This is a genomic window from Streptomyces sp. NBC_01210 (assembly GCF_036010325.1).
GTDB lineage: Bacteria > Actinomycetota > Actinomycetes > Streptomycetales > Streptomycetaceae > Streptomyces.
The window spans coordinates 684,913-706,670 of record NZ_CP108549.1 but is presented as its reverse complement, the minus strand read 5'-3'; the positions used below and the strand labels follow the sequence as shown (position 1 = coordinate 706,670).

Genomic DNA, 21,758 nt, shown 5'->3' with positions numbered 1-21,758 from the left:
TCTCGATCAGCAGTGAAACTTTCTTGCGAGGCCTTGATGCTGTCAACCACCCCAAAGAATCTGACACGGCATCAGAAAATCTCTTCCTTCGTCTGCCGGGCTGCGGCATCCTGCCGCCCATGGAGACGGAGCTGAGCAAGAGACTGGGGATCGAGCACGCCATCTTCGGCTTCACGCCGTTCCCCGCGGTGGCCGCCGCCATCACCCGGGCGGGCGGTTTCGGCGTGCTCGGCGCGGTCCGCTACACCGCGCCCGACGATCTCAAACGCGATCTCGACTGGCTGCACGAGCACACCGACGGCAAGCCCTACGGCCTCGATGTCGTCATGCCCGCCAAGAAGGTCGAGGGCGTGAGCGAGGCCGACGTCGAGGCGATGATCCCTGAAGGGCATCGGCAGTTCGTCAGAGACACCCTCGCCAAGCACGGCGTCCCCGAACTCCCCGAGGGCGAGGCCTCCGGCTGGCGCATCACCGGCTGGATGGAGCAGGTCGCCCGCAACCAGCTCGACGTCGCCTTCGACTATCCGATCAAGCTGCTCGCCAACGCGCTCGGCTCACCGCCCGCCGATGTCGTACAGCGCGCCCACGACCACCGCGTCCTGGTCGCGGCCCTCGCCGGGAGCGCCAGGCACGCCAGGCACCACGCCGACGCGGGTATCGACATCGTCGTCGCGCAGGGCTACGAAGCGGGCGGACACACCGGCGAAATCGCCTCCATGGTGCTCGTCCCCGAGGTCGTCGACGCCGTGAACCCCCTCCCCGTACTGGCCGCCGGCGGCATCGGCAGTGGCGAACAGATCGCCGCCGGACTCGCACTCGGCGCGCAGGGCGCCTGGCTGGGCTCGCTCTGGCTCACCACCACGGAGGCGGACCTCCACTCCCGCGCACTGACGGCCAAACTCCTCGCGGCGGGCTCCGGCGACACCGTCCGCTCCCGCGCCCTGACCGGCAAACCCGCCCGCCAGCTGCGCACCGAGTGGACCGATGCCTGGGACGACCCGAGTGGTCCCGGCACCCTCCCCATGCCGTTGCAGGGGCTGCTCGTCGCCGACGCCGTCTCCCGTATCCAGAAGTACGAAGTGGCCCCGCTGCTCGGCACACCCGTGGGCCAGATCGTCGGCCGGATGAACTCCGAGCGCACCGTCCAGCAGGTCTTCGACGAGCTGACCAGCGGCTTCGAGCGCGCCGTCGACCGCATCAACCGCATCGCCGGAAGGAGCCAGTCATGACCGAACGGGCAGGGGGGTCCCCCCGGACGGAGTCCGGGGGAGGGTTCTGGGCCCTGGCGGCCGCGGACCCGGAGCGTACGATCCTGATCGCACCGGACGGCGAGGCATGGACCGCCGGCCGGCTGCACGCAGCCGTCAACCAGCTCGTCCACGGACTGCGCGCGGCCGGACTGGAGAAGGGCGACGCCTTCGCCGTCGTCCTGCCCAACGGCGTCGAGCTCCTCACCGCGTATCTCGCCGCGTGCGAGGCCGGCCTGTATCTGGTGCCCGTCAACCACCATCTCGTCGGACCCGAGATCGCCTGGATCGTCTCCGACTCCGGTGCCAAGGTGCTCATCGGGCACGAGCGGTTCGCGGCCGCCGCGTCGGCCGCCGCCGACGAGGCGAAGCTGCCCGCGAGCCACCGCTACGCCGTGGGCGGCATCGGTGGCATCAGTGGCATCAGTGGCATCGGCGGCATCGGCGGCTTCCGCCCGTACGCCGAACTCCTCGACGGACAGCCCGACTCCGTGCCCGAGGACCGTACGCTCGGCTGGGTCATGAACTACACCTCCGGCACCACCGGCAGGCCGCGCGGTATCCGTCGGCCACTGTCGGGAAAGCTCCCCGAGGAGACGTATCTCGGCGGCTTCCTCGGGATCTTCGGCATCAAGCCGTTCGACGACAATGTGCACCTCGTCTGTTCGCCGCTCTACCACACCGCCGTACTCCAGTTCGCGGGCGCCGCCCTGCACATCGGCCATCAGCTCGTACTGATGGACAAGTGGACGCCCGAGGAGATGCTGCGCCTCATCGACGCCCACCGGTGCACCCACACCCACATGGTCCCGACGCAGTTCCACCGGCTGCTCGCGCTGCCGGACGCGGTGAAGGAGCGCTATGACGTGAGCTCCATGCGGCACGCCATCCATGGCGCTGCCCCCTGCCCCGACCACGTCAAGCGGGCGATGATCGACTGGTGGGGCAACTGCGTCGAGGAGTACTACGCGGCCAGCGAGGGCGGCGGCGCGTTCGCGACCGCCGAGGACTGGCTGAAGAAGCCCGGCACCGTCGGCAGGGCCTGGCCCATCAGCGAACTCGCCGTCTTCGACGACGACGGCAACAGGCTCCCGCCCGGCGAACTGGGCACCGTCTACATGAAGATGAGCACCGGGAGCTTCAGCTACCACAAGGACGAGGCCAAGACGCGGAAGAGCCGTATCGGCGACTTCTTCACCGTCGGGGACCTCGGGATCCTCGACGAGGACGGCTATCTCTTTCTCCGCGACCGCAAGATCGACATGATCATCTCGGGCGGTGTCAACATCTATCCGGCCGAGATCGAGTCCGCGCTGCTCACCCATCCCGCCGTCGCCGACGCGGCCGCCTTCGGTATCCCGCACGCCGACTGGGGCGAGGAGGTCAAGGCGGTCGTCGAGGCCGCCGACGGCCGGCAGCCCGGCGACGCACTGGCGGCCGACATCCTCGCCCACTGCGAGCGGCAACTGGCGGCCTACAAGCGTCCCAAGACGGTGGACTTCATCGAGGCCATGCCGCGCGACCCGAACGGCAAGCTCTACAAACGACGCCTGCGCGCCCCTTACTGGGAGGGCCACGAACGGGCCGTATGAGGCGGAGGGAGGACAGCAATCACCTCAAGGCCGTGCTGGGCCGGCCGGGTCACGGTGCTCCGGGCGGGACACATCCGACGCTTTCCGCCTTCGTGTTCCTCGCCGTGAGCCCGCGGCCCGGCCCGTCGAATCAGTCGGTCATCTGCGCTCCCGCGCCCACACCACCCGCAGCTCCGGCGAGCCCAGGATGTCCCGCTCGCAGAACCTCGATCTCACCCAGCGCTCGCCCGAGAACAGCTCGGTCTGATCGCTGTAGTAGGGGGAGGCGGGGTTCGACGACTGGGAGTACGTCAGCAGGGTGCGGGCCACCGGGCAGCGCCCGCCGTCCCAGCCGACCGTCTGGATATGGCTCGAACCGGTCACCACTTCGGTGTAGCCACCGCCCGCCGGATTCCACACCGGCTCGACCTTGTTCCAGACGCCGAGACCTTCCGTACCGCCCGGCACCGGGATCCGCTTCCCGTTCCGTACGACGAACTGGTGCTCACCCAGTGGCGCGTCCAGCGGAATACCGGCCGTACGCAGCTCGGCGACCGCCGCTGTCAGGGCCTGTGCGAAGCCGGGCGATGCGGTGTTGAGCGTGTTCGGCGTACGCACCGGATCCGCCGCCGAGAACGGCACCTTCCACAACTGCGCCGTCGGCACCCTCGCCGTGAGCCCCCGCCAGAACCGGTCGAAGAGCAGTGCGCCCCGGCTGCCGGTGTTCATGGTCCGGTCCCACGCCGCCAGCACATCGCAGGCCTGCGCGAGATCGGCGCCCTTGCCGGGCAGCGCCGCGCACGCCTTCGCCGTGTCGGCCGCGGCCAGATCTCCGGCGGGCGCGCGGTTCGCGAACTGCTGCTTCTGCAGGTCGGAGACGGTCAGTCGACCCTTGTCCGCCATCGCCGCCACATCCTCGATGCCGCCGCGGGTGCGCAGCGAACGGGGCGTGCCGATGGAGCCGAAGACCCGCTCGTAACCGGTCAGCGGGTGGTCGGCATTGGCCAGCCAGGCGCTGTCGTTGGAGTTTTCCGCATACGGCGCGTCCTTCAGCGTCGGCATCTTCGACGGACCGAAGATGCCCGGCTGCACAGCGTCCTTGTCGGCGCCGAGTGCGCAGTCGCCGCGCGAGCCGTCCAGCACGGCAACCCCCGACGCCGGATAGGTCACTTTGCCGAGCGGTGTGGAGCAGCGCTGCGCCAGCTCGTCGGTGATCCGCGGCAGCACCTGCGACTGGGAGAAGAGCGTGTGTCCCTTCGAGTCGGCGGCGATCGTGTTCACCCACGGCAGACCCTGGGTGCGCTTCAGCGCCTTCACCATGTCGTCCGTGGAGCGCGCCTTGCCGAAGGCCAGGGCGGTGTCGGAGCCGCGCAGATTGGTGGCGTTGGGGTCGTTGAGCGCGTACGCGGTCGTGGCGGACCAGGGCAGCGGCAGCGTCGGACCGAGCGAGGTGACGACCGGTCCGTACCGCGTCCACCACTGCGTACGGGTCACGGGTGCGCCGTCCTTGACCGGGACGGTCACGGTCCGCTTCGTCATCCGCTCGGGCTTCGCGTCCACCAGATACGCGGTCGGATCGGCCGGATCCAGCGTCAACTGATGAAGATTCAGCGTGACACCGGTCGCGACAGTATGGCTCCAGGCCACCTTGTCGTTGAAGCCGATGTTGACCACGGCGGTGCCGAGCAGTGAGCTGCCGGAGACATTCAGCTCACCGGGGATGGTCTGCTGCGACTGCCAGAAGCGGCGGCCGCCCTGCCACGGGTAGTGCGGATTGCCGATCAGCAGTCCTCGACCGTTGGCGGTCGTACTGCCGCTGAACGCGACGGCGTTGGAGCCCATGTCGGCGTTCCCGGCGGCGAACAGCTCCCGCGCGGCCTTGGCCGTCCCGGCCGCGTCGGGTGCGCCGACCGGGGTCGTACCGGGCGGCTGCGCCGCGGTGATGCCGTCGATGCCGCGCCCCTGCCCGCCGAGTACCGATACGGCGAAGCCGCGCCGGGCCACGTCGAGCGTGGTCACCGGCCCGACCCAGTCGGCGTTCCTGCAGGCCGGATCGGTGATGCGATTCTGCTTCAGCCAGGCGTTGTAACCGGCCGCCCAGCCCCGCATCAGTTCCTTGACCTGTCTGCCGGCACCGGCCGGAGCCGGAGTGGCGAGCAGCTTCTCGACGGTGCCCGCGTCCCGTACACCGCGGAAGTAGAGATCGCTGGAGAGGTTCTTCGTCGCCGAGGAGAGCGAGCCGTCCGGGGCCGCGTCCGGGCCGAAGTAGCGCGAGCGCTCGCCTCGTACGGTGAGGAAGCCGTCGGCGAGTACGCACACCTGGTCGGCGGCCTGCGCCCAGCCGCTGCCGAAGCCGAGACTCGCGTAGTCCCTGGCGACAATGTGCGGAATACCGTGCTCGGTGTAGCGGATGACGGCGGAAAGACCGCCGCCGGAAGGATGCCGGTCGGGCCGGTCACGGGAATCGGCGGCCGCGGCCGGCGGCAGCGCGGCGGCTGCGGTCACCAGGACCGTGCAGGTGAGTATGAGCCGTCTCAGGCGGGTGCGGAAGAGCAACGTGCCTCCCAACGTGACTGCGGTGAAAGCTGGTTGGTCCATGCAGTCAGCCGGGGGCGGGCGGTGTCAACATCCCGTTCGGTATCCAGCACTTGACCGGCCGGTCGCCGCCGCCCAGGATCGCGCCATGACAGCTGTACGCAGCAACACAGTCGACGCCGGTGTGCGAAGCAGCGCACGGCGCACCCCCGACCGCACCGCCGTGCGCTACGCGGACCGGACCTGGAGCTATGCCGAACTCGACGCCGCCGTCACCACGGCGGCGGCCGTCCTCACCGGCCATGGCCTGCGCCCGGGGGAGCGGGTCGCCTCCTACGGCCACAACTCCGACGCGTATCTCATCGGCTTCCTCGGCTGCGCCCGTGCGGGACTCGTCCATGTCCCGGTCAACCAGAACCTCACCGGCGACGACCTCGCGTACATCATCGAGCAGTCGGGCAGCGCTCTCGTCCTCGCCGACCCCGACCTCGCGCCGCGGCTGCCGGCCGGACTGCCCGTCAGGCCGCTGCGCGACGCGGACGACTCGCTGCTGACCGAGCTGCGTACGTCCCGCAGTTTCACACCCGAGCGCGAGCTGGGGACCGAGGACCTGGTCCAGCTGCTCTACACCTCCGGCACCACCGCCCTGCCCAAGGGCGCGATGATGACCCACCGGGCGCTCGTCCACGAGTACGTCAGCGCCGTTGCCGCCCTCGATCTGCGGGAGACCGACCGGCCCGTCCACGCGCTGCCGCTCTACCACTCCGCCCAGATGCATGTCTTTCTGCTGCCGTACCTCGCGGTCGGCGCGGAGAACACCATCCTGGACGCGCCCGACGCGACGCGGATCTTCGACCTCGTCGAAGCAGGCCGTGCCGACAGTCTCTTCGCACCGCCCACCGTATGGATCGGCCTGTCGAACCACCCGGAGTTCGCCACCCGCGACCTCGGCGCCCTGCGCAAGGCGTACTACGGCGCGTCGATCATGCCTGTGCCCGTGCTCGAGAGGCTCCGTGAGCGGCTGCCCGGTCTCGGCTTCTACAACTGCTTCGGGCAGAGCGAGATCGGCCCGCTCGCCACCGTTCTCGGCCCGGACGAGCACGAGGGCCGGATGGACTCCTGCGGACGGACCGTCCTTTTCGTCGAGGCGAAGGTCGTCGACAAGAGCGGCAAGGAGGTCGCCGACGGCACGGCCGGTGAGATCGTCTACCGCTCCCCGCAGCTCTGTGAGGGGTACTGGGACAAGCCGGAGGAGACCGAAGAGGCCTTCCGTGACGGCTGGTTCCACTCCGGCGACCTCGCGGTCCGGGACGCCGAGGGGTACTTCACGGTCGTCGACCGGGTGAAGGACGTCATCAACTCCGGGGGAGTACTGGTCGCTTCGCGACAGGTCGAGGACGTCCTCTACACCCATCCCGCCGTCGCGGAGACCGCGGTCATCGGCCTGCCCGACGAACGCTGGATCGAGGCCGTCACCGCCGTTGTCGTCGCGCGCGGTGAGGTGACGGATGCCGAACTCATCGACCACGCACGCGAGAAGCTCGCCCACTTCAAGGCCCCGAAGAAGGTCCTGTTCGTCGACGAGCTGCCGCGCAACGCCAGCGGAAAGATCCTCAAGCGCGAGCTGAGGGACCGCTTCACTTCGTCCTGAGATCCACGATCCGCTTGATCTTGCCCACCGAACGCTCCAGCGTCCCGGGGTCGAGCACCTCGACGTCGACCGACACCCCGATGCCGTCCTTCACGGCCGCCGCGACCGCCCGCGCGGCGGCCGCGCGCTGCTCGGACGTCGCCTCCGGCCGCGCCTCGGCCCGTACGGTCAGCGCGTCGAGACGGCCCTCACGAGTCAGCCGCAGCTGGAAATGTGGGGCGACATGCGGCGTACGCAGCACGATCTCCTCGATCTGGGTCGGGAAGAGGTTCACTCCGCGCAGGATCACCATGTCGTCGCTGCGCCCGGTCACCTTCTCCATCCGCCGGAAGACCCGGGCCGTACCCGGCAGCAGCCGCGTCAGGTCCCGCGTCCGGTACCGGATCACCGGCATGGCCTCCTTGGTGAGCGAGGTGAAGACCAGCTCACCGGAGTCTCCGTCCGGCAGCACCTCACCGGTGAAGGGATCGACGACCTCCGGGTAGAAATGGTCCTCCCAGATGTGCAGCCCGTCCTTGGTCTCCACACACTCCTGCGCCACGCCCGGCCCCATCACCTCCGACAGGCCGTATATGTCGACGGCGTCGATCGCAAACCGCTCCTCGATCTCGCGCCGCATCTCCTCCGTCCACGGCTCCGCGCCGAAGATCCCGACCTTGAGAGAGGTGGTACGCGGATCGACGCCCTGCCGCTCGAACTCGTCGAGGATCGTGAGCATGTACGAAGGGGTGACCATGATGATCTCGGGCCGGAAGTCCTGGATCAGCTGCACCTGGCGCGAGGTCATGCCGCCGGAGGCCGGGATGACCGTGCAGCCGAGGCGCTCGGCGCCGTAGTGCGCGCCGAGGCCGCCGGTGAACAGCCCGTATCCGTACGCCACATGGACCTTGTGGCCGGGCCGGCCACCTGCGGCGCGGATCGAACGGGCCACCACGTCCGCCCAGGTGTCCAGATCGCGCTCGGTGTAACCGACGACCGTCGGACGGCCCGTCGTCCCGCTGGAGGCATGGATCCGCCGCACCTCGGACTGCTCCACCGCGAACATCCCGAACGGATAGTTGTCCCGCAGATCGGTCTTGGCGGTGAAGGGGAAGCGGGACAGATCGGCGAGCGTGCGGCAGTCCTCGGGACGAAGCCCTGCCTTGTCGAAGGCCGACCGGTAGAAGCCGACGTTTTCGTAGGCATGGCGCAAGGTCGCCCGCAGCCGCTCGAGCTGCAGCGCCTCGAGCTCCTCGCGACTGAGCCGCTCCGCCGCATCCAGCAGGTCCGTCATTCGGATACTCCCGTCCCAAACCGGACGACCGATCATTCGGTCGTGCTGTTCCGGGATCAGTAATCCAGCCCGTCCCATCTCCTGGCAAGGGGTTGATTCCCAGAAATCTCGGGCCCGCACGATGCGCTCCGGGTGCAGGTCCATCGCTGGGGCGTCGATCCAGGTCGTCGTTCAGCCGGTGGCGGCCGCTTCCCCCGGCTCGACGATCCGGACTGGTGCGTACGGACGGTTGTCTGCTGCCTGTCGCGGTGAGCCGCTGGTGAGGGGGGAAGATGCCGGGGTAGTAGTTGAAACCCGCAAACAACCGCCGAGAAGGAGACCAGGATGCCTCAGCCCGAGGGCGCCGAGCTCGACGCCGTACTCGCCCGCAGGGAGAAGCTGCGGCAGCGCTATCTGCGCCCGATCACCGACCGGCCCCCGACCACCGCCCGCGGCATCCACCACGTGGCCTTCATCTGTCGCGACGTCGAGAAGACCATCCGCTTCTACCAGGAGTTCCTGGGCTTCCCGCTGGTCGAGATCGTGGAGAATCGCGACTACCGCGGCTCCACCCATTTCTTCTTCGACATCGGCCATGGAAATCTGCTGGGCTTCTTCGACTTCCCCGGCCACGCACACCCGCCCCTCAAGGAGACCATCGGCGGGGTGCAGCATCTCGCCCTGTCGGTGAGCGCGGCGCAGTACGACGCGGCCCGCAAGGCGATGGACGGGGCGGGCATCGAGTATCTCGGCCCCGACCGCGGGGTCGAGGACAGCCTGTACATCCGCGACCCCAACGGGGTGCCGCTGGAGCTGTACCGGGAGCAGCTCGGCATCTTCAACGGCGAGCGCATCCTCGGCCCGGCCGACGACGAGAGCTGACGCCGAGGGCCGGCTCGGATCAGGATCCGTACAGAACGGTCCGGAGGCGGGCGATGCGATGTCCGCCCGCGGCGGGCTGCGATTGCTTGTCAGGGCGCGATGTTGTGGTTCAGGCGGAACAGGTTGCCCGGGTCGTAGCGCCGTTTGATTGCCGTCAGACGGTCGTAATTCTGCCGGTAGTTGGTCCGGACGCGGTCCTGGTCGTCGTGGTCCATGAAGTTCACGTAGCCGCCCTCCGCGGAGTACGGCTGGAGCGCCGTGAAGAAGCCGCGTACCCAGTCCTTCTGCGCCTCGCAGTCCTCGCGGGTGGTGAGGGTCGGGCTGAGCGTGGTGGAGAAGTCGACGTCCCGGTAGGAGAACGCGGTCTCCTCGGGTCCGACCCTGTGGCAGGCGCCGTCGATGGGGAACACCACCGTCGCGCTCTGGATGGACGGGGTCGTGGCGCCGTGCTCGACGTACGCGTCGATGGCCCCGTCCGGCAGGCCGTGACTGAAGGTGCCCTTCCAGTAGTGGAAGAGACCCGCGGGCACCAGTTCGTCGGGGCGCCATACACGTCGGCCCACGCCTCGCGGGCGGCGGCGTCCCTCGCCTGCTTGATCGCTTGATCGTTACCGGTGATCTGTTCAGCCACGCGGCGGCTCCCTTCCCGCTCTCCGCGAGCCGGACCACCCCCTCACCAGGATAGGAGCGAGCGGCTCCGGTGGGCGCGGCAGATATGCCGCATCGATTGACGGCCCGGCTTCGGCACGGCGGGGCACCTTTGGGCGCGCCTGCCCGGCAGCCGGCCCCGCCGCGTACGATCAACCCCGATTCATCGATCCGAGAAGGGGAGCGCGTGCAACTGAGTGTGTCCACAAGGTGTTTGATGGCCGCAGGTGCCGCCATGACCGTGCTGTTCACGGGGGCGGGCACGGCCTCCGCCGCCCCGGCCGCGCCCCGGGCGTCGGCCTCGGTCCCTGCGGCCGCTGTACGTTCCGGCTCGTACGCAGGCCTGCACACGATCGCTGATCTCTCCGCCCAGCGGCTCACCACCGCCGATCTGGTCGCAGCGGCCAAATACGGCACAGGCAGTCCCATCGACGACCCGGCCCGGGAGAAGCAGGTGCTCGACAGCGTGGCGCAGCAGGCCCGCGATCTCGGTGCGGACCCCGAGGCGACAGTCCGGATCTTCCGCGACCAGATCGAGGCCAACAAGCTTGTCCAGCGCGCCCTGTTCCACCGCTGGGACGCGGATTCTTCGCAGGCCCCGACGGAACGGCCCGACCTCGAGGAGGTACGCAAGGAGATCAACCGCGTCAATGCCGCTCTCGTCCGGAGCATCGCCGACTCCGCATCGGCCCGGCCGGCTCCGTACTGCGACGGCCTGCTGATCGCCTCGGCAGCACACGTACGGCACGAGCGGCAGCTCGACGCGCTCCATTCCATCGCGCTGGCCCGCTCGCTGCGGTCCGTCTGCGGCGACTGACCCTGGGTTCGCGCGTCCGGCAGCCCCGGGCGCGCGAGGCAGGCCGGAAGGTCATTGCGCGGCCGACTCCACCGCGACCGTCCGGGCCCAGCGGTAGTCCGCCTTGCCGCTCGGTGAACGCTGAATCTCCGGTGCGATCACCAGCTGACGCGGGATCTTGTAGCCGGCGAGCCGGGTGCGGCAGTGCGACTGGATGTCCTCCAGCGTCGGCGTGAGCGCGCCGTCGCGGACCTGCACCACGGCCGCGACATGGTTGCCCCACCTGGTGTCCGGCACCCCGGCGACCAGCGCGTCGTACACGTCCGGATGCGACTTGAGCGCCTGCTCGACCTCCTCCGGATACACCTTCTCGCCACCGGTGTTGATGCACTGCGAGCCGCGTCCGAGAACGGTGACGACGCCCTCTTCGTCGACCGTCGCCATGTCGCCGAGCAGCACCCACCGCTCGTCGCCGCGCTGGAAGAAGGTCTCGGCGGTCTTCTTCGGGTCGTTGTAGTAGCCGAGCGGGACGTGTCCGCGCTGGGCGACGCGGCCCGGCTGACCCGGCTTCACCGGTTCGTACGTGGCCGGGTCGACCACCGCCGTACGGGCGTTGACCCGCAGTCTGAAGCCCTTCTCCGGTCCTGAGTCGTCGGTCGCGGTGCCGTTGAAACCGGACTCCGACGAGCCGAAGTTGTTCAGCAGCATCACATGCGGCACCAGCGCAGCGAACTGCGCGCGCACGGTGTCCGACATGATCGCGCCGGAGCTCGAGACGCTGAACACCGAGGAGCAGTCGGTGCCCTTGAGCGGCCCCGAAAGCGCGTCGATCAACGGCCGCAGCATCGCGTCGCCGACCAGCGACACGCTGGTGACCTTCTCCTTCTCGATCGTGCGGAGCACTTCTTCCGGCGCGAACTTGCGGTGGATGACGATCCGTTGGCCGAAGTTGAAGGCGATGAACGCGGTGAGGGTGGAGGTGCCGTGCATCAGCGGCGGAGTGGGAAAGAAGGTGATGCCGTCACCGCCCGCGGCCACCCGCTCGGCTAGCTCCTCGGGTGCGGCAACCGGCTCGCCTGTCGGTGCGCCGCCGCCGAGCCCGGCGAAGAACAGGTCCTCCTGGCGCCACATCACGCCCTTGGGCATACCGGTGGTGCCGCCGGTGTAGATGATGAACTGGTCGTCCGCGGAGCGTGCCCCAAAGCCGCGCTCGGGTGAGGCGGCAGCCTCGGCCTCCGTGAAGGCGACGGTGGACAGCCGCGGCGAGCCGTCCGGCGGCGTACCCACGCGCACCACATGCCTCAGCTTCCCCGTCTGCGGCAACGTGGCCGCGACCCGCTCGGTGAACTCCGCGTCGAAGACGAGCGCGGCGAGATCGGCGTCGCGGTAGAGGTAGACCAGCTCCTCCTCCACATACCGGTAGTTGACGTTGACCGGCACGATCCGTGCCTTGAGGCAGCCGAGGACGGTCTGCAGATACTCGATGCCGTTGTAGAGATGCAGGCCGAGATGCTCGCCGGGCTCGATGCCCGCATCGATCAGATGGTGTGCGACGCGATTGGCCGCCGCGTCGAGTTCCGCGTAGCTGAGCCTGCGCTCGGCGCCCGTACCGGGATGGTCGATGTACACGAGCGCCTCGCGGTCCGGCACCACATCGACGACCGATTCGAACAGGTCGGCAAGGTTGTACTCCACCGTTCCTCCTGACCCCCGGCGACACCCGGCGAACTTCGGCTCGGCGGTCATTAGAGCGCCGGTCGGCACAACTGGGAAGGGGTGCCGCAGAAGAAATCTGACTGTCTGTCAGAAAACTATTGAACTGGACCCCGGCCTACTGCAACCTGTTCTAGGTCTCGAGACGGGAGGTCTGCACATGGGACAACACGGTGGTACCGAACACGGTGGTACCGAACACCTCACCGTGCAGCGCGAAGGCGCCACGCTGGTGCTCACCTTGAACAGGCCCGAGGCGAAGAACGCGCTCTCGATGCCGATGCTGGTCGGGCTGCACGACGGCTGGCTGGAGGCGGACGAGGACGACGCGATCCGCTCCATCGTGCTGACGGGCGCGGGCGGCTCCTTCTGCGCCGGCATGGATCTGAAGGCCCTCGCGGGCAAGGGGATGGAAGGAGAGCACTACCGGGACCGGATGAACGCCGACCCGGATCTGCACTGGAAGGCGATGCTGCGCCACCACCGTCCCCGTAAACCGGTGATCGCCGCCGTCGAGGGGTACTGCGTCGCCGGCGGCACAGAGATCCTCCAGGGCACCGACATCCGGGTCGCGGGCGAGAGCGCCACCTTCGGCCTCTTCGAGGTCAAGCGGGGCCTTTTCCCGATCGGCGGCTCGACCGTACGGCTTCAGCGCCAGATCCCACGGACACACGCCCTGGAAATGCTGCTCACCGGCCGCCCGTACAGCGCGCAAGAGGCGCAGCGGATCGGGCTCATCGGCCACGTCGTCCCCGACGGCACCGCGCTGGAGAAGGCCCTCGCCATCGCCGAGCAGATCAACGCCTGCGGACCGCTCGCCGTCGAGGCCGTGAAGGCATCGGTCTACGAGACCGCCGAGCTGACCGAGACCGAGGGCCTGGCCACCGAGCTGAAACGCGGCTGGCCGATTTTCGACACCGCCGACGCCAAGGAAGGCTCCCGCGCCTTCGCCGAGAAGCGCCCGCCGGTCTTCCGGCGCGCCTGACCGAGGGAGATGCCAGATGCCCGAGCTCCTCAGTGCACCGCTGGTCGTCGAGTTCCCGTTCACCCGCTCCCTCGGCCCCGTACAGAGCGCTTTCCTCACCGGACTGCGCGAGCGCACCGTACTCGGTGTGCGGACCGGTGACGGCAAGGTCCTCGTACCACCCGTCGAGTACGACCCCGCCACCGCCGAGGAGATCCGCGATCTGGTCGAGGTCGGCGCCACCGGAACCGTCACCACCTGGGCCTGGAACCCCAGCCCGCGCCGCGACCAACCGCTGACGACGCCCTTCGCCTGGGTGCTGGTGAAGCTCGACGGCGCCGACACCTCGCTCCTCCATGTCCTCGACGCGCCGGGCCCCGACGACATACGCAGCGGAATGCGCGTCCGTATCCGCTGGGCCCAGGAGCGCACAGGAGCCATCACCGACATCGCCTGCTTCGAGCCGGCCGACAGCGAGCCGGCCACTCACGTCACCGGGCACAGCGGCGTGTTCGACGACGCGGTCACCGCCATCGTGACTCCCGCCCGGCTCGACTACACCTACTCGCCGGGCCGCGCCCAGTCCGGCTACATCAACGCCCTCGCGGGACGCAGGACCGTCGGCGAGCGCTGCCCGTCCTGCCGGAAGGTGTACGTCCCGCCCCGTGGCGCCTGCCCCACCTGCGGCGTCGCCACCACCGAGCAGGTCGAGGTCGGGCCGCGCGGCACCGTCACCACCTACTGCATCGTCAACATCAAGGCTGCGCATACGGCCAATCTCGACATCGAAGTGCCGTACGTCTACGCGCACATCGCCCTCGACGGCGCCGACCTCGCCCTGCACGGACGCATCGGCGGCATCCCGTACGACCAGGTGCGCATGGGCCTGCGCGTCGAACCGGTGTGGACGTCAAGCAGCCGCCACCCCGACCACTACCGGCCCACCGGCGAGCCGGACGCCGACTACGACCAGTACAAGGAGCTGCTCTGATGCGATACGCCAGGGACGTGGCCATCGTCGCCTTCGCGCAGACGGACACGCTGCGGCGCACCGACGAGCTCTCCGAGGTCGAGATGGTGATGCCGGTGCTGCACGACGTGCTGCGGCAGACCGGACTGCAGACCAGCGACATCGGCTTCACCTGCTCCGGCTCCACCGACTATCTCGCCGGCCGGGCCTTCTCCTTCACCATGGCCCTCGACGGCGTCGGCGCCTGGCCGCCGATCTCGGAGTCCCATGTGGAGATGGACGGCGCCTGGGCGCTCTACGAGGCCTGGGTGAAGATCCTCACCGGCGAGGCGAACACCGCCCTCGTCTACGCCTACGGCAAGTCCTCGCCGGGCGAGGTGCGCGATGTACTGACCCGTCAGCTCGACCCGTACTACGTCGCGCCGCTCTGGCCCGACTCGGTTGCGCTCGCCGCACTCCAGGCACAGGCGCTGATCGACGCCGGCGCGGCGGACGAGCCCGCGCTCGCCGCCGTCGCGGCCCGCAGCCGCACCGACGCCTCGGACAACCCGCACGCTCAACTGAAGGGTCCGGTTCCGTCGGGCGATTACCTCGTCCGGCCGTTGCGGACCGGGGACTGCCCGCCCATCGGCGACGGCGCGGCCGCGGTGATCCTCGCGGCCGGGGACCGCGCCCGCGAGCTGTGCGAGCGCCCCGCCTGGATCCGTGGCATGGACCACCGCATCGAGCCGCACAGCCTCGGCGTACGCGACCTCACCGACTCGCCGTCCACCCGCATCGCCGCCGAACACGCCGGAGCCTTCGAACGGCCGGTGGACACCGCCGAGCTGCACGCCCCCTTCAGCTCCCAGGAAGTAGTCCTGCGCCGCACCCTCAAGCTCAACGACAGCGTGAGGGTCAACCCGTCCGGCGGAGCGCTCGCCGCCAACCCGATCATGGCCGCGGGCCTGATCCGCCTCGGCGAGGCCGCCGCCGGTATTCACCGCGGCGAGTCCGGCCGGGCGCTCGCCCACGCCACCTCCGGCCCCTGCCTCCAGCAGAATCTGGTCGCCGTACTCGAGGGAGAGTCATGAGCAAGGCTGCGACATCCAAAGAGTGCGTGGCCGTCGTCGGTATCGGTCAGACCAAGCACGTCGCCGCCCGCCGGGACGTCTCCATCGCCGGTCTCGTACGCGAAGCGGCCCGGCAGGCCCTGGATGACGCCCAGCTGACCTGGGCGGACATCGACGCCGTCGTCATCGGCAAGGCCCCCGACTTCTTCGAGGGCCTGATGATGCCGGAGCTCTATCTCGCCGATGCGCTCGGCGCGGTCGGCAAGCCCATGCTGCGCGTGCACACCGCGGGCTCGGTCGGCGGCTCCACCGCGCTCGTCGCCTCCAATCTGGTGGCCTCCCGCGTGCACAGCACCGTGCTCACCCTCGCCTTCGAGAAGCAGTCCGAGTCCAACGCCATGTGGGGCCTGTCCCTGCCGATCCCCTTCCAGCAGCCGCTGCTGGCGGGCGCGGGCGGCTTCTTCGCCCCGCACGTACGGGCGTACATGCGCCGCACCGGTGCCCCCGACACGGTCGGCTCCCTCGTCGCGTACAAGGATCGCCGCAACGCCCTGAAGAATCCGTACGCCCATCTCCATGAGCACGACATCACGCTGGAGAAGGTCCAGGCGTCGCCGATGCTCTGGGACCCGATCCGTTACTCCGAGACCTGCCCGTCCTCCGACGGCGCGTGCGCGATGATCCTCACCGATCGCGCGGGCGCGGCCCGTTCACCGCGGCCGCCCGCGTGGATGCACGGCGGCGCGATGCGCAGCGAACCCACGATGTTCGCGGGCAAGGACTTCGTGTCGCCGCAGGCAGGCAAGGACTGCGCGGCCGATGTCTACCGGCAGGCAGGGATCGCCGACCCGCGCCGTGAGATCGACGCCGTCGAGATGTACGTCCCCTTCTCCTGGTACGAGCCGATGTGGCTGGAGAACCTGGGCTTCGCCGATGAGGGCGAGGGCTGGAAACTCACCGAGTCCGGCGTCACCGAACTCGACGGCGATCTGCCTGTCAACCCGTCGGGCGGGGTGCTGTCCACCAACCCCATCGGTGCCTCCGGCATGATCCGTTTCGCCGAGGCAGCCCTCCAGGTGCGCGGCCGGGCCGGCGAGCACCAGGTCGAGGGAGCCCGTAAAGCACTGGGGCACGCCTACGGCGGCGGAGCACAGTTCTTCTCCATGTGGCTGGTCGGCGCCGAACCGCCCACGACATGATCCGTCCCCCTGCGGCGGCGCGTCACGTCGGACAGGCCGCGGTCCTTCTTCCGTGGCCTGTCCGTGACCGGAGACGGTCGCTAGTCTGAGGCCCGGACGACGAACCGGGAGGAGCACGGACGTGGCCGAGAGCATGACCACCACGCAGATGTTTTCGGGCTGGGACAAGCCCGAACTCGACCTCAGCAATGCCGACTGGCAGTCGAGCAGCCAGGGAACGGGGGACGTCCAGATCGCCTTCGTCGAGGGATTCATCGCCATGCGCAACGGTGCCAGGCCGGAGAGCCCGTCGCTGATCTTCAGCCCCGCCGAGTGGCGCGCCTTTGTCATCAACGCCCGCGAGGGGGAGTTCGACCTCACGTGACGGTCATGTGACCGTCTGAGCCGCCTTCTCCGTCCTCTTTGCGCGGGCGTCGACGACGGCGTACGGCAGACCGGGCAGCAAAAGCACAAGCGTGCCCCACAGAGGCAGGTCGAACAGCGGCTGGTCGCCGGCCAGCCGGTCGGTGATCACCATGACCGGCAGGCCGACCACGAAGGCGAGCAGCCAGCCCTTGCGTATGCCGAGGCTGCCGCGGCGCAGCTCCCAGGCGACGGTCACCGCCGCGACGGCGGCGTAGAAGGCGATACGGCTCGGGAGCACGGGCAGCACCGTGCTCCACCGGAGCAGGTGCCCGAGCAGCAGCACCACGCCGAGAACGAAGGAAACCGTCGCGGCCATCCGCAGCAGCCGGTACGGCAGCGGGCGGTGAACCCGGGCCCGGGACGCGGCGAACGCCGTGATGTCCTGGCCGACGACGTCCTTCGGGGTGCGCCCGGCCGCCTCGGCGTCCGCGAGTTCCTTGGAGAGATTTTTGAGCAACTCCCGTACGGAAGCCGTCGAGGCCCCGGTACTCCCAGTTGCTGCGGCACACCGCCAGCACATCGTCGTTCGTCATTCCGCGATTCCCCCCATGGTCCGGTGTCGAGCATCCCGACGATACTTGTGCGGTCCGTACTGCTTCAGTGCGGCGCTGCTGTTTCGCCATGACCGCGCGGGCTGTACGCCAGGACTGCCCAGGCCCGCCGACGGGTTCGGCGCCGCGGCTCGCGGCACGCGCGCCGGGCATTGAACGCGGCGACGGAGTTTCCCGTATCTCTCTGCGCACACCGGAACCGGGGTGCGCAGCTTTCCCACGAGGATTCCGTTCCGAGACTGTGAGGGATCAGCCCATGAATGAGCCCACCAATCCTCCTCTTCAAGCTCTTCCGGACGGCGAGGCCGAACTCCGCCTGGTGGTCCGTCTGCAGTGGGAGGACGTTGCGGCGCTGGGGCAGGAGGCCGGCCGGCTGGCTGCTCAGATGCAGCGTCCGGTGGGTCTCGACGAGGCCGCCAGCCATCGGCTGCGTACGCGGTCGGCATCCCACGCACGCCCCGCACCGGAGCGGACTCAGCCCGGTGCGCCCTCCACGGTGTCGTCGCTCACGGCTCGCACACCCGGTGAGCACGCCCGGCAGGCCATAGAGAAGATCAACGGGTCTGTCGCCCCCGGGCTCGGCCCCACTCAGACGGCCTGACGAGCCTGCGGAGCACTCCGCACAACCGCGTTTCGCAAGGCCGGTCCGCGCACGGCCTCGCGGGCGTACTCTGAGGTGCCTCGAGGACGTACGTCCGGCAGCCCCCTTGCCGCGCCGGACGCACGCCCCGGCCGTGGGGGTGCACCATGACGCGACGCGCCGGCAGAAACAGGCGTCGGCTCTTCGAGCGCGAAGCCGAACTGGCCGCTGTTGACGAAGCATTGAGCGAGCTGGTCGGCCTCCATCCGGAGGACGCGGAACCTCCCGAGCGCCCGCGCGGCGCACTGCTCGCCTTTGCCGGCCACGCGGGCCTCGGTAAGACAACCCTCCTGACCGAGGTCCGCCGCCGCGCTGCCGCAAAGGGCTGCACCGTGCTCTCCGCGCGAGGCGGCGACCAGGAACAGCGCGTCGCCTTCCATGTCGCCCGTCAGCTCATCCAGCCGCAGCTCGCCGGCTCCTCCGACACCGCACTCCGTCTGCGGCTCGGAAGTTGGTACGCCATCGTCGGCCCCGCACTCGGCCTGTGCACCGCGGAGGCGGGCGCCCCGCCCGACCCGCAGGGTCTGCGCGACGGCCTTGACTGGGTTCTCACGCATCTCGCCGTCCAGCGCGCCCCGCTCGTCCTCGTCCTCGACGACGCACACTGGGCCGACCCGGAGTCGCTGAGCTGGCTCGCCGCCTTCGCGCCACGCGCCGAAGAACTGCCGATGCTGCTCGTCGTCGCCTACCGACCCGAGGAACTCCCCGACCACGCCCAGCAGTTCCGCGGACTCCCCGGCCGGGCCGGACACCGTCCCATCGACCTCGAACCCCTCACGGCACCGGCCGTCGGCCGGCTCGTACGCGACCGGCTCGGCGCCCACGCCGACGACGCGTTCTGCCGCGAATGCTGGGCCGTCACCGCGGGCAACCCCTTCGAAGCCGTCGAACTCACGGCCAAAGTCCACGACCGGGGACTCGAACCCAACGAGGCCGGCGCCCACCTCCTGCGCGACCTCGCCGCCGCCGTCAAAGGAAGCGGACTCGTCACCCGCCTGGACCGTCTCGGCACCTCCACCGTGCGTCTCGCCTGGGCCGGCGCCGTACTCGGCACCGAAATCCCGCCCGCCCTCGCCGCCGCCGTCGCGGGCCTCGGCAGCGAAACGGCCGCCGACGCCGCCGACCGGCTGCGCGACGCCCGCATCCTCACCGGCTCCGACACCCTCGAATTCGTCCACCCTCTGATCGCCACCGCCGTCTACCGCGCCATCCCCGATGCCGTGCGTGTCGCCCTGCACGGCCAGGCCGCCTGGTCCGTCGTCGACGCCGGACTCGGCTCCACCGCAGCAGCCCGGCACCTCATGGAGACCCATCCCGAAGGCGACCCCTGGGTCGTCCACCAGCTGCGCCAGGCCGCCCGCGAGACCCTGCGCGCCGGAGCCCCCGACGCCGCCCGCCGCCATCTCGCCCGCGCCCTGCGCGAACCCCCGCCCTTCGAGGACCGGGCCGCCGTCCTCTACGAACTCGGCTGCGCCTCCCTGCTCACCGAACCCGCCACCACCGTCAACCATCTGCGCGCGGCCCTCGAAGAGCCCATCGCCGATCCCGCCCTGCGCCAGGGCATCGTCTACCGCCTCTCCCAGGTCCTCGCCCACAGCGACCGTCTCGGCGAGGCCTCAGACACCCTGGCCCGCGAAGCCCGCCTCACCACCGACCCGCGCGCCCGGCTGCGTATGCAGGCAGAGAAATTCATGTGGGACGCCTTCCGCGCCGACGAGCCCGACTCGCCCGCCCGCTCCAGGCGGCTGGCCCGACTCGCCGACCGGCTCACCGGACGAGACCTCACCGAGCGCTACATCATCGGCCTCCGCGGCTGGGACGCCATGCTGCGCGCCGAACCCGCCTCCGTCGCCCTCCGCCACGCCGAACGCGCCCTCGACGGCGGACTGGGCTGGGCCGCCGAGGACCGTGGCTTCGAAGTTCCCGTCCTGGTCGCCCTCACCTTTCTCTACGCCGACCGCCCGGGCCGTGCCGAGGAGTTGTTCGCGGTCGGCACCGCGGAGTTCGAACGCCAGGGCTGGCGCGGCGCGCACCTCTCGTTCGCGTACACCCTCCTCGCCTACATCCGCTTCCGGCGCGGACGTTTGGCGGAGGCGGAGGACTTCGTACGGGCCGGGCTGCGGCTCGCCGAACGGGTTGGTCCCCGTACACCCGTCGAGTGGTATGCGCTCGGCACGCTCGTCGAGGTCCTGCTCGCCCGGGGACGTACCGACGAGGCCGTACGGGTCGCACAGGACCACGGCTTCGGCGAACCCTTCCCCGCGGCTGTGACCTTCCCCGACTCCCAGACCGTGTACGGCGAACTACTGCTCGCCTGCGGCCGCCCGAAGGAGGCGGCCGTGGAACTCGCCGCGGCCGGCCGACGGCTCGACCCGCGTGGAATGCGCAACCCCGCCTGGTGCCCCTGGCAGCTCCACCTCGCCCTCGCGGAGGCGCACGACACTCCGGAACGTGCCCGGGAGACCGCCCTCGAAGCGGTGGACCGCGCCCGCAGGTTCGCCACGGCCTCGGCGATCGGCCAGGCGTTGCGCGTCGCCGCCGAAGTCTCCGGCGGCACCGAACGCACCGCCTTCCTCGAAGAGGCCGTGTTCCGGCTGGAGCGCTCACCCGCCGCGTACGAACTTGCCCGCGCCCTCGTCGACCTCGGTACGCATCTGCGCCGTACCGGTCGTCCGCAGGAAGCCGCCGAGCACCTCTACCGGGGTCTCGACGCGGCCGGGCAGTGCGGCGCGGACGGGCTCGCGGACACGGCCCGTGACGAACTCGCCGCCGCCGGGTTGCGGCCGCGGCAGCTGCGTGCCATCGAGACCGACGCCCTCACCGCCCGCGAACGGACCGCGGCCGTGCTGACGGTCAAGGGACGCGACACCGCCGCCGTGGCGGCCACCCTCCACGTCGACGAGCAGGCCGTGATCAGGTTGCTCTCCGCCGTCTACCGCAAGGTGGGCACCGATGCGGCGGGCCTGGCGGAGGCCCTCGGCGACGGTCTCGCCGACACCCTGGACGGCTCTCGTGCACGGTGACAGACGGCGTCCAAGAGGCACCGGGCCCCGGCTCGGCCGGGCCCGCCCGGACACGTACCATGGCGGTATGTCCTTCCTCCGCCGCCGCAGCGCCGCCACCCCCGCGGGCCCGGACTTCGATGTCCTGGCCATGGACCCGGGGGACTGGCCCGGCAATCTCGGCGCCGGGCTCCTTCCCGCTCCCGACGGCACCTGCCAGGGCGTCTTCCTGCGGTACGACCTGTTCGGCGGCCGCGGCCCCGCGATGATCATCGGCAATCTGCCGGAGGGCTCGCCGGCCCGCGACATCGAAGAGGGCGAGATTCCCTTCGAGGTGGCGCAGCTGCTGCTCGCGCTGGAGAACGACGAGCCCGTCGATGTGGTGGACGTCGAGGACATGCCGGTGATGCAGGGCGACAACCTGCTGATCGTGCGGCGTCTCAAGCTCTCCGAAAGCCGTATCTCCTGCGTCCAGTTCGACCGCAGCGACAATGTCCTGGTCACCATCGCCAGCTGGGACCGGCCGATCACGGACGATCTGTACGCACTGCTCAAGCCGCTGCCCGCAGAGCTGTTCCAGCAGGGCTGAGAACCCCAGGCCGCCCCCGGTCCGGCGGCACGGCCCGCCGCGATCGTGTGCACGGTGGGCCGCAACGGCCGGTGCTGTGTTCTGACGGTGC

17 protein-coding genes and 1 pseudogene are annotated in these 21,758 nt (G+C 69.9%); 13 read left to right on the top strand and 5 right to left on the bottom strand.

Translation table 11 applies throughout. From position 1 onward, the window contains the following. Positions 1-119 precede the first annotated feature (119 nt). Positions 120-1,229 carry an NAD(P)H-dependent flavin oxidoreductase gene (locus OG735_RS03160; protein WP_327321582.1) on the top strand — a complete coding sequence of 370 codons (1,110 nt, stop codon included), beginning with the start codon at positions 120-122 and terminating at the stop codon, positions 1,227-1,229. Continuing rightward, complete coding sequence (locus OG735_RS03155; protein WP_327321581.1) at positions 1,226-2,839, top strand: acyl-CoA synthetase; 1,614 nt, start codon at positions 1,226-1,228, stop codon at positions 2,837-2,839. Before OG735_RS03160 ends, OG735_RS03155 begins: the two co-directional genes overlap by 4 nt. Before the next feature lie 138 nt (positions 2,840-2,977). On the opposite strand, the gene OG735_RS03150 is transcribed toward OG735_RS03155, so the two are convergent. Next, positions 2,978-5,416 carry a penicillin acylase family protein gene (locus OG735_RS03150; RefSeq protein ID WP_327321580.1) on the bottom strand — a complete coding sequence of 813 codons (2,439 nt, stop codon included), beginning with the start codon at positions 5,414-5,416 and terminating at the stop codon, positions 2,978-2,980. 85 nt (positions 5,417-5,501) lie between these two features. Between OG735_RS03150 and OG735_RS03145 the strand changes: the two genes are divergently transcribed. Then, positions 5,502-7,004 (top strand): acyl-CoA synthetase, encoded by a 1,503-nt coding sequence (locus OG735_RS03145; RefSeq protein ID WP_327321579.1) that lies wholly within the window; start codon positions 5,502-5,504, stop codon positions 7,002-7,004. On the opposite strand, the gene paaK is transcribed toward OG735_RS03145, so the two are convergent. Next, positions 6,991-8,277 carry a phenylacetate--CoA ligase PaaK gene (gene paaK, locus OG735_RS03140; protein ID WP_327321578.1) on the bottom strand — a complete coding sequence of 429 codons (1,287 nt, stop codon included), beginning with the start codon at positions 8,275-8,277 and terminating at the stop codon, positions 6,991-6,993. The two genes, OG735_RS03145 and paaK, sit on opposite strands and share 14 nt — an antisense overlap. Before the next feature lie 324 nt (positions 8,278-8,601). Between paaK and OG735_RS03135 the strand changes: the two genes are divergently transcribed. Beyond that, positions 8,602-9,138 (top strand): VOC family protein, encoded by a 537-nt coding sequence (locus OG735_RS03135; protein ID WP_327321577.1) that lies wholly within the window; start codon positions 8,602-8,604, stop codon positions 9,136-9,138. An 89-nt stretch (positions 9,139-9,227) separates the two neighbouring features. Here OG735_RS03135 and OG735_RS03130 read toward each other — a convergent pair. After that, positions 9,228-9,677, bottom strand: a pseudogene (locus OG735_RS03130) (BBE domain-containing protein); the annotation flags it as partial. A 326-nt stretch (positions 9,678-10,003) separates the two neighbouring features. Between OG735_RS03130 and OG735_RS03125 the strand changes: the two are divergent. Next, positions 10,004-10,603 carry a chorismate mutase gene (locus OG735_RS03125; protein ID WP_327321575.1) on the top strand — a complete coding sequence of 200 codons (600 nt, stop codon included), beginning with the start codon at positions 10,004-10,006 and terminating at the stop codon, positions 10,601-10,603. Positions 10,604-10,654: 51 nt separating this feature from the next. Here OG735_RS03125 and OG735_RS03120 read toward each other — a convergent pair whose 3' ends face one another. Next, entirely contained in the window at positions 10,655-12,277 is a 1,623-nt protein-coding gene (locus tag OG735_RS03120; protein WP_327321574.1) for an acyl-CoA synthetase, read from the bottom strand. 178 nt (positions 12,278-12,455) lie between these two features. On the opposite strand from OG735_RS03120, the gene OG735_RS03115 reads away from it, so the two are divergent. The 5 genes from OG735_RS03115 to OG735_RS03095 all read left to right on the top strand — a co-directional run bounded on the left by OG735_RS03115 (position 12,456) and on the right by OG735_RS03095 (position 16,844). Further along, on the top strand, positions 12,456-13,280 hold the full coding sequence (locus OG735_RS03115; protein ID WP_327321573.1) for a crotonase/enoyl-CoA hydratase family protein: 825 nt from the start codon (positions 12,456-12,458) through the stop codon (positions 13,278-13,280). Positions 13,281-13,296: 16 nt separating this feature from the next. After that, the gene (locus OG735_RS03110) at positions 13,297-14,250 is read left to right on the top strand and encodes a Zn-ribbon domain-containing OB-fold protein (RefSeq protein WP_327321572.1); all 954 of its coding nucleotides are present in this window, start codon (positions 13,297-13,299) and stop codon (positions 14,248-14,250) included. Beyond that, a complete protein-coding gene (locus tag OG735_RS03105; protein ID WP_327321571.1) occupies positions 14,250-15,302 on the top strand; it encodes a thiolase domain-containing protein in 1,053 nt (350 codons plus the stop codon). Before OG735_RS03110 ends, OG735_RS03105 begins: the two co-directional genes overlap by 1 nt. Beyond that, entirely contained in the window at positions 15,299-16,480 is a 1,182-nt protein-coding gene (locus tag OG735_RS03100) for a thiolase domain-containing protein (RefSeq protein ID WP_327321570.1), read from the top strand. The genes OG735_RS03105 and OG735_RS03100 overlap by 4 nt, the downstream gene beginning before the upstream one ends. A gap of 133 nt (positions 16,481-16,613) precedes the next feature. Beyond that, positions 16,614-16,844: a DUF397 domain-containing protein gene (locus tag OG735_RS03095; RefSeq protein WP_327328190.1), complete on the top strand. Its 231-nt coding sequence runs from the start codon at positions 16,614-16,616 to the stop codon at positions 16,842-16,844. 3 nt (positions 16,845-16,847) lie between these two features. Here OG735_RS03095 and OG735_RS03090 read toward each other — a convergent pair whose 3' ends face one another. Beyond that, positions 16,848-17,342 (bottom strand): hypothetical protein, encoded by a 495-nt coding sequence (locus OG735_RS03090; protein ID WP_327321569.1) that lies wholly within the window; start codon positions 17,340-17,342, stop codon positions 16,848-16,850. A gap of 350 nt (positions 17,343-17,692) precedes the next feature. Between OG735_RS03090 and OG735_RS03085 the strand changes: the two genes are divergently transcribed. The 3 genes from OG735_RS03085 (at position 17,693) to OG735_RS03075 (ending at position 21,667) form a co-directional block, all read left to right on the top strand. Continuing rightward, positions 17,693-18,037, top strand: coding sequence for a hypothetical protein (locus OG735_RS03085; RefSeq protein ID WP_327321568.1), 345 nt, complete (start codon positions 17,693-17,695; stop codon positions 18,035-18,037). Positions 18,038-18,183: 146 nt separating this feature from the next. Next, positions 18,184-21,099: an ATP-binding protein gene (locus tag OG735_RS03080; RefSeq protein WP_327321567.1), complete on the top strand. Its 2,916-nt coding sequence runs from the start codon at positions 18,184-18,186 to the stop codon at positions 21,097-21,099. A gap of 67 nt (positions 21,100-21,166) precedes the next feature. Continuing rightward, positions 21,167-21,667 (top strand): hypothetical protein, encoded by a 501-nt coding sequence (locus OG735_RS03075; RefSeq protein WP_327321566.1) that lies wholly within the window; start codon positions 21,167-21,169, stop codon positions 21,665-21,667. Positions 21,668-21,758 lie beyond the last annotated feature (91 nt).

Excerpts from the sequence above, each read along its gene's own strand:
- OG735_RS03100 (WP_327321570.1), top strand. The coding sequence starts at position 15,299 with ATGAGCAAGGCTGCGACATCCAAAGAGTGCGTGGCCGTCGTCGGTATC.
- OG735_RS03095 (WP_327328190.1), top strand. The coding sequence starts at position 16,614 with ATGACCACCACGCAGATGTTTTCGGGCTGGGACAAGCCCGAACTCGAC.
- OG735_RS03135 (WP_327321577.1), top strand. The coding sequence starts at position 8,602 with ATGCCTCAGCCCGAGGGCGCCGAGCTCGACGCCGTACTCGCCCGCAGG.
- OG735_RS03075 (WP_327321566.1), top strand. The coding sequence starts at position 21,167 with ATGTCCTTCCTCCGCCGCCGCAGCGCCGCCACCCCCGCGGGCCCGGAC.
- OG735_RS03145 (WP_327321579.1), top strand. The coding sequence starts at position 5,502 with ATGACAGCTGTACGCAGCAACACAGTCGACGCCGGTGTGCGAAGCAGC.
- OG735_RS03155 (WP_327321581.1), top strand. The coding sequence starts at position 1,226 with ATGACCGAACGGGCAGGGGGGTCCCCCCGGACGGAGTCCGGGGGAGGG.
- OG735_RS03080 (WP_327321567.1), top strand. The coding sequence starts at position 18,184 with ATGACGCGACGCGCCGGCAGAAACAGGCGTCGGCTCTTCGAGCGCGAA.
- paaK (WP_327321578.1), bottom strand. The coding sequence starts at position 8,277 with ATGACGGACCTGCTGGATGCGGCGGAGCGGCTCAGTCGCGAGGAGCTC.
- OG735_RS03150 (WP_327321580.1), bottom strand. The coding sequence starts at position 5,416 with ATGGACCAACCAGCTTTCACCGCAGTCACGTTGGGAGGCACGTTGCTC.
- OG735_RS03115 (WP_327321573.1), top strand. The coding sequence starts at position 12,456 with ATGGGACAACACGGTGGTACCGAACACGGTGGTACCGAACACCTCACC.
- OG735_RS03105 (WP_327321571.1), top strand. The coding sequence starts at position 14,250 with ATGCGATACGCCAGGGACGTGGCCATCGTCGCCTTCGCGCAGACGGAC.
- OG735_RS03125 (WP_327321575.1), top strand. The coding sequence starts at position 10,004 with ATGGCCGCAGGTGCCGCCATGACCGTGCTGTTCACGGGGGCGGGCACG.
- OG735_RS03110 (WP_327321572.1), top strand. The coding sequence starts at position 13,297 with ATGCCCGAGCTCCTCAGTGCACCGCTGGTCGTCGAGTTCCCGTTCACC.
- OG735_RS03160 (WP_327321582.1), top strand. The coding sequence starts at position 120 with ATGGAGACGGAGCTGAGCAAGAGACTGGGGATCGAGCACGCCATCTTC.
- OG735_RS03085 (WP_327321568.1), top strand. The coding sequence starts at position 17,693 with ATGAATGAGCCCACCAATCCTCCTCTTCAAGCTCTTCCGGACGGCGAG.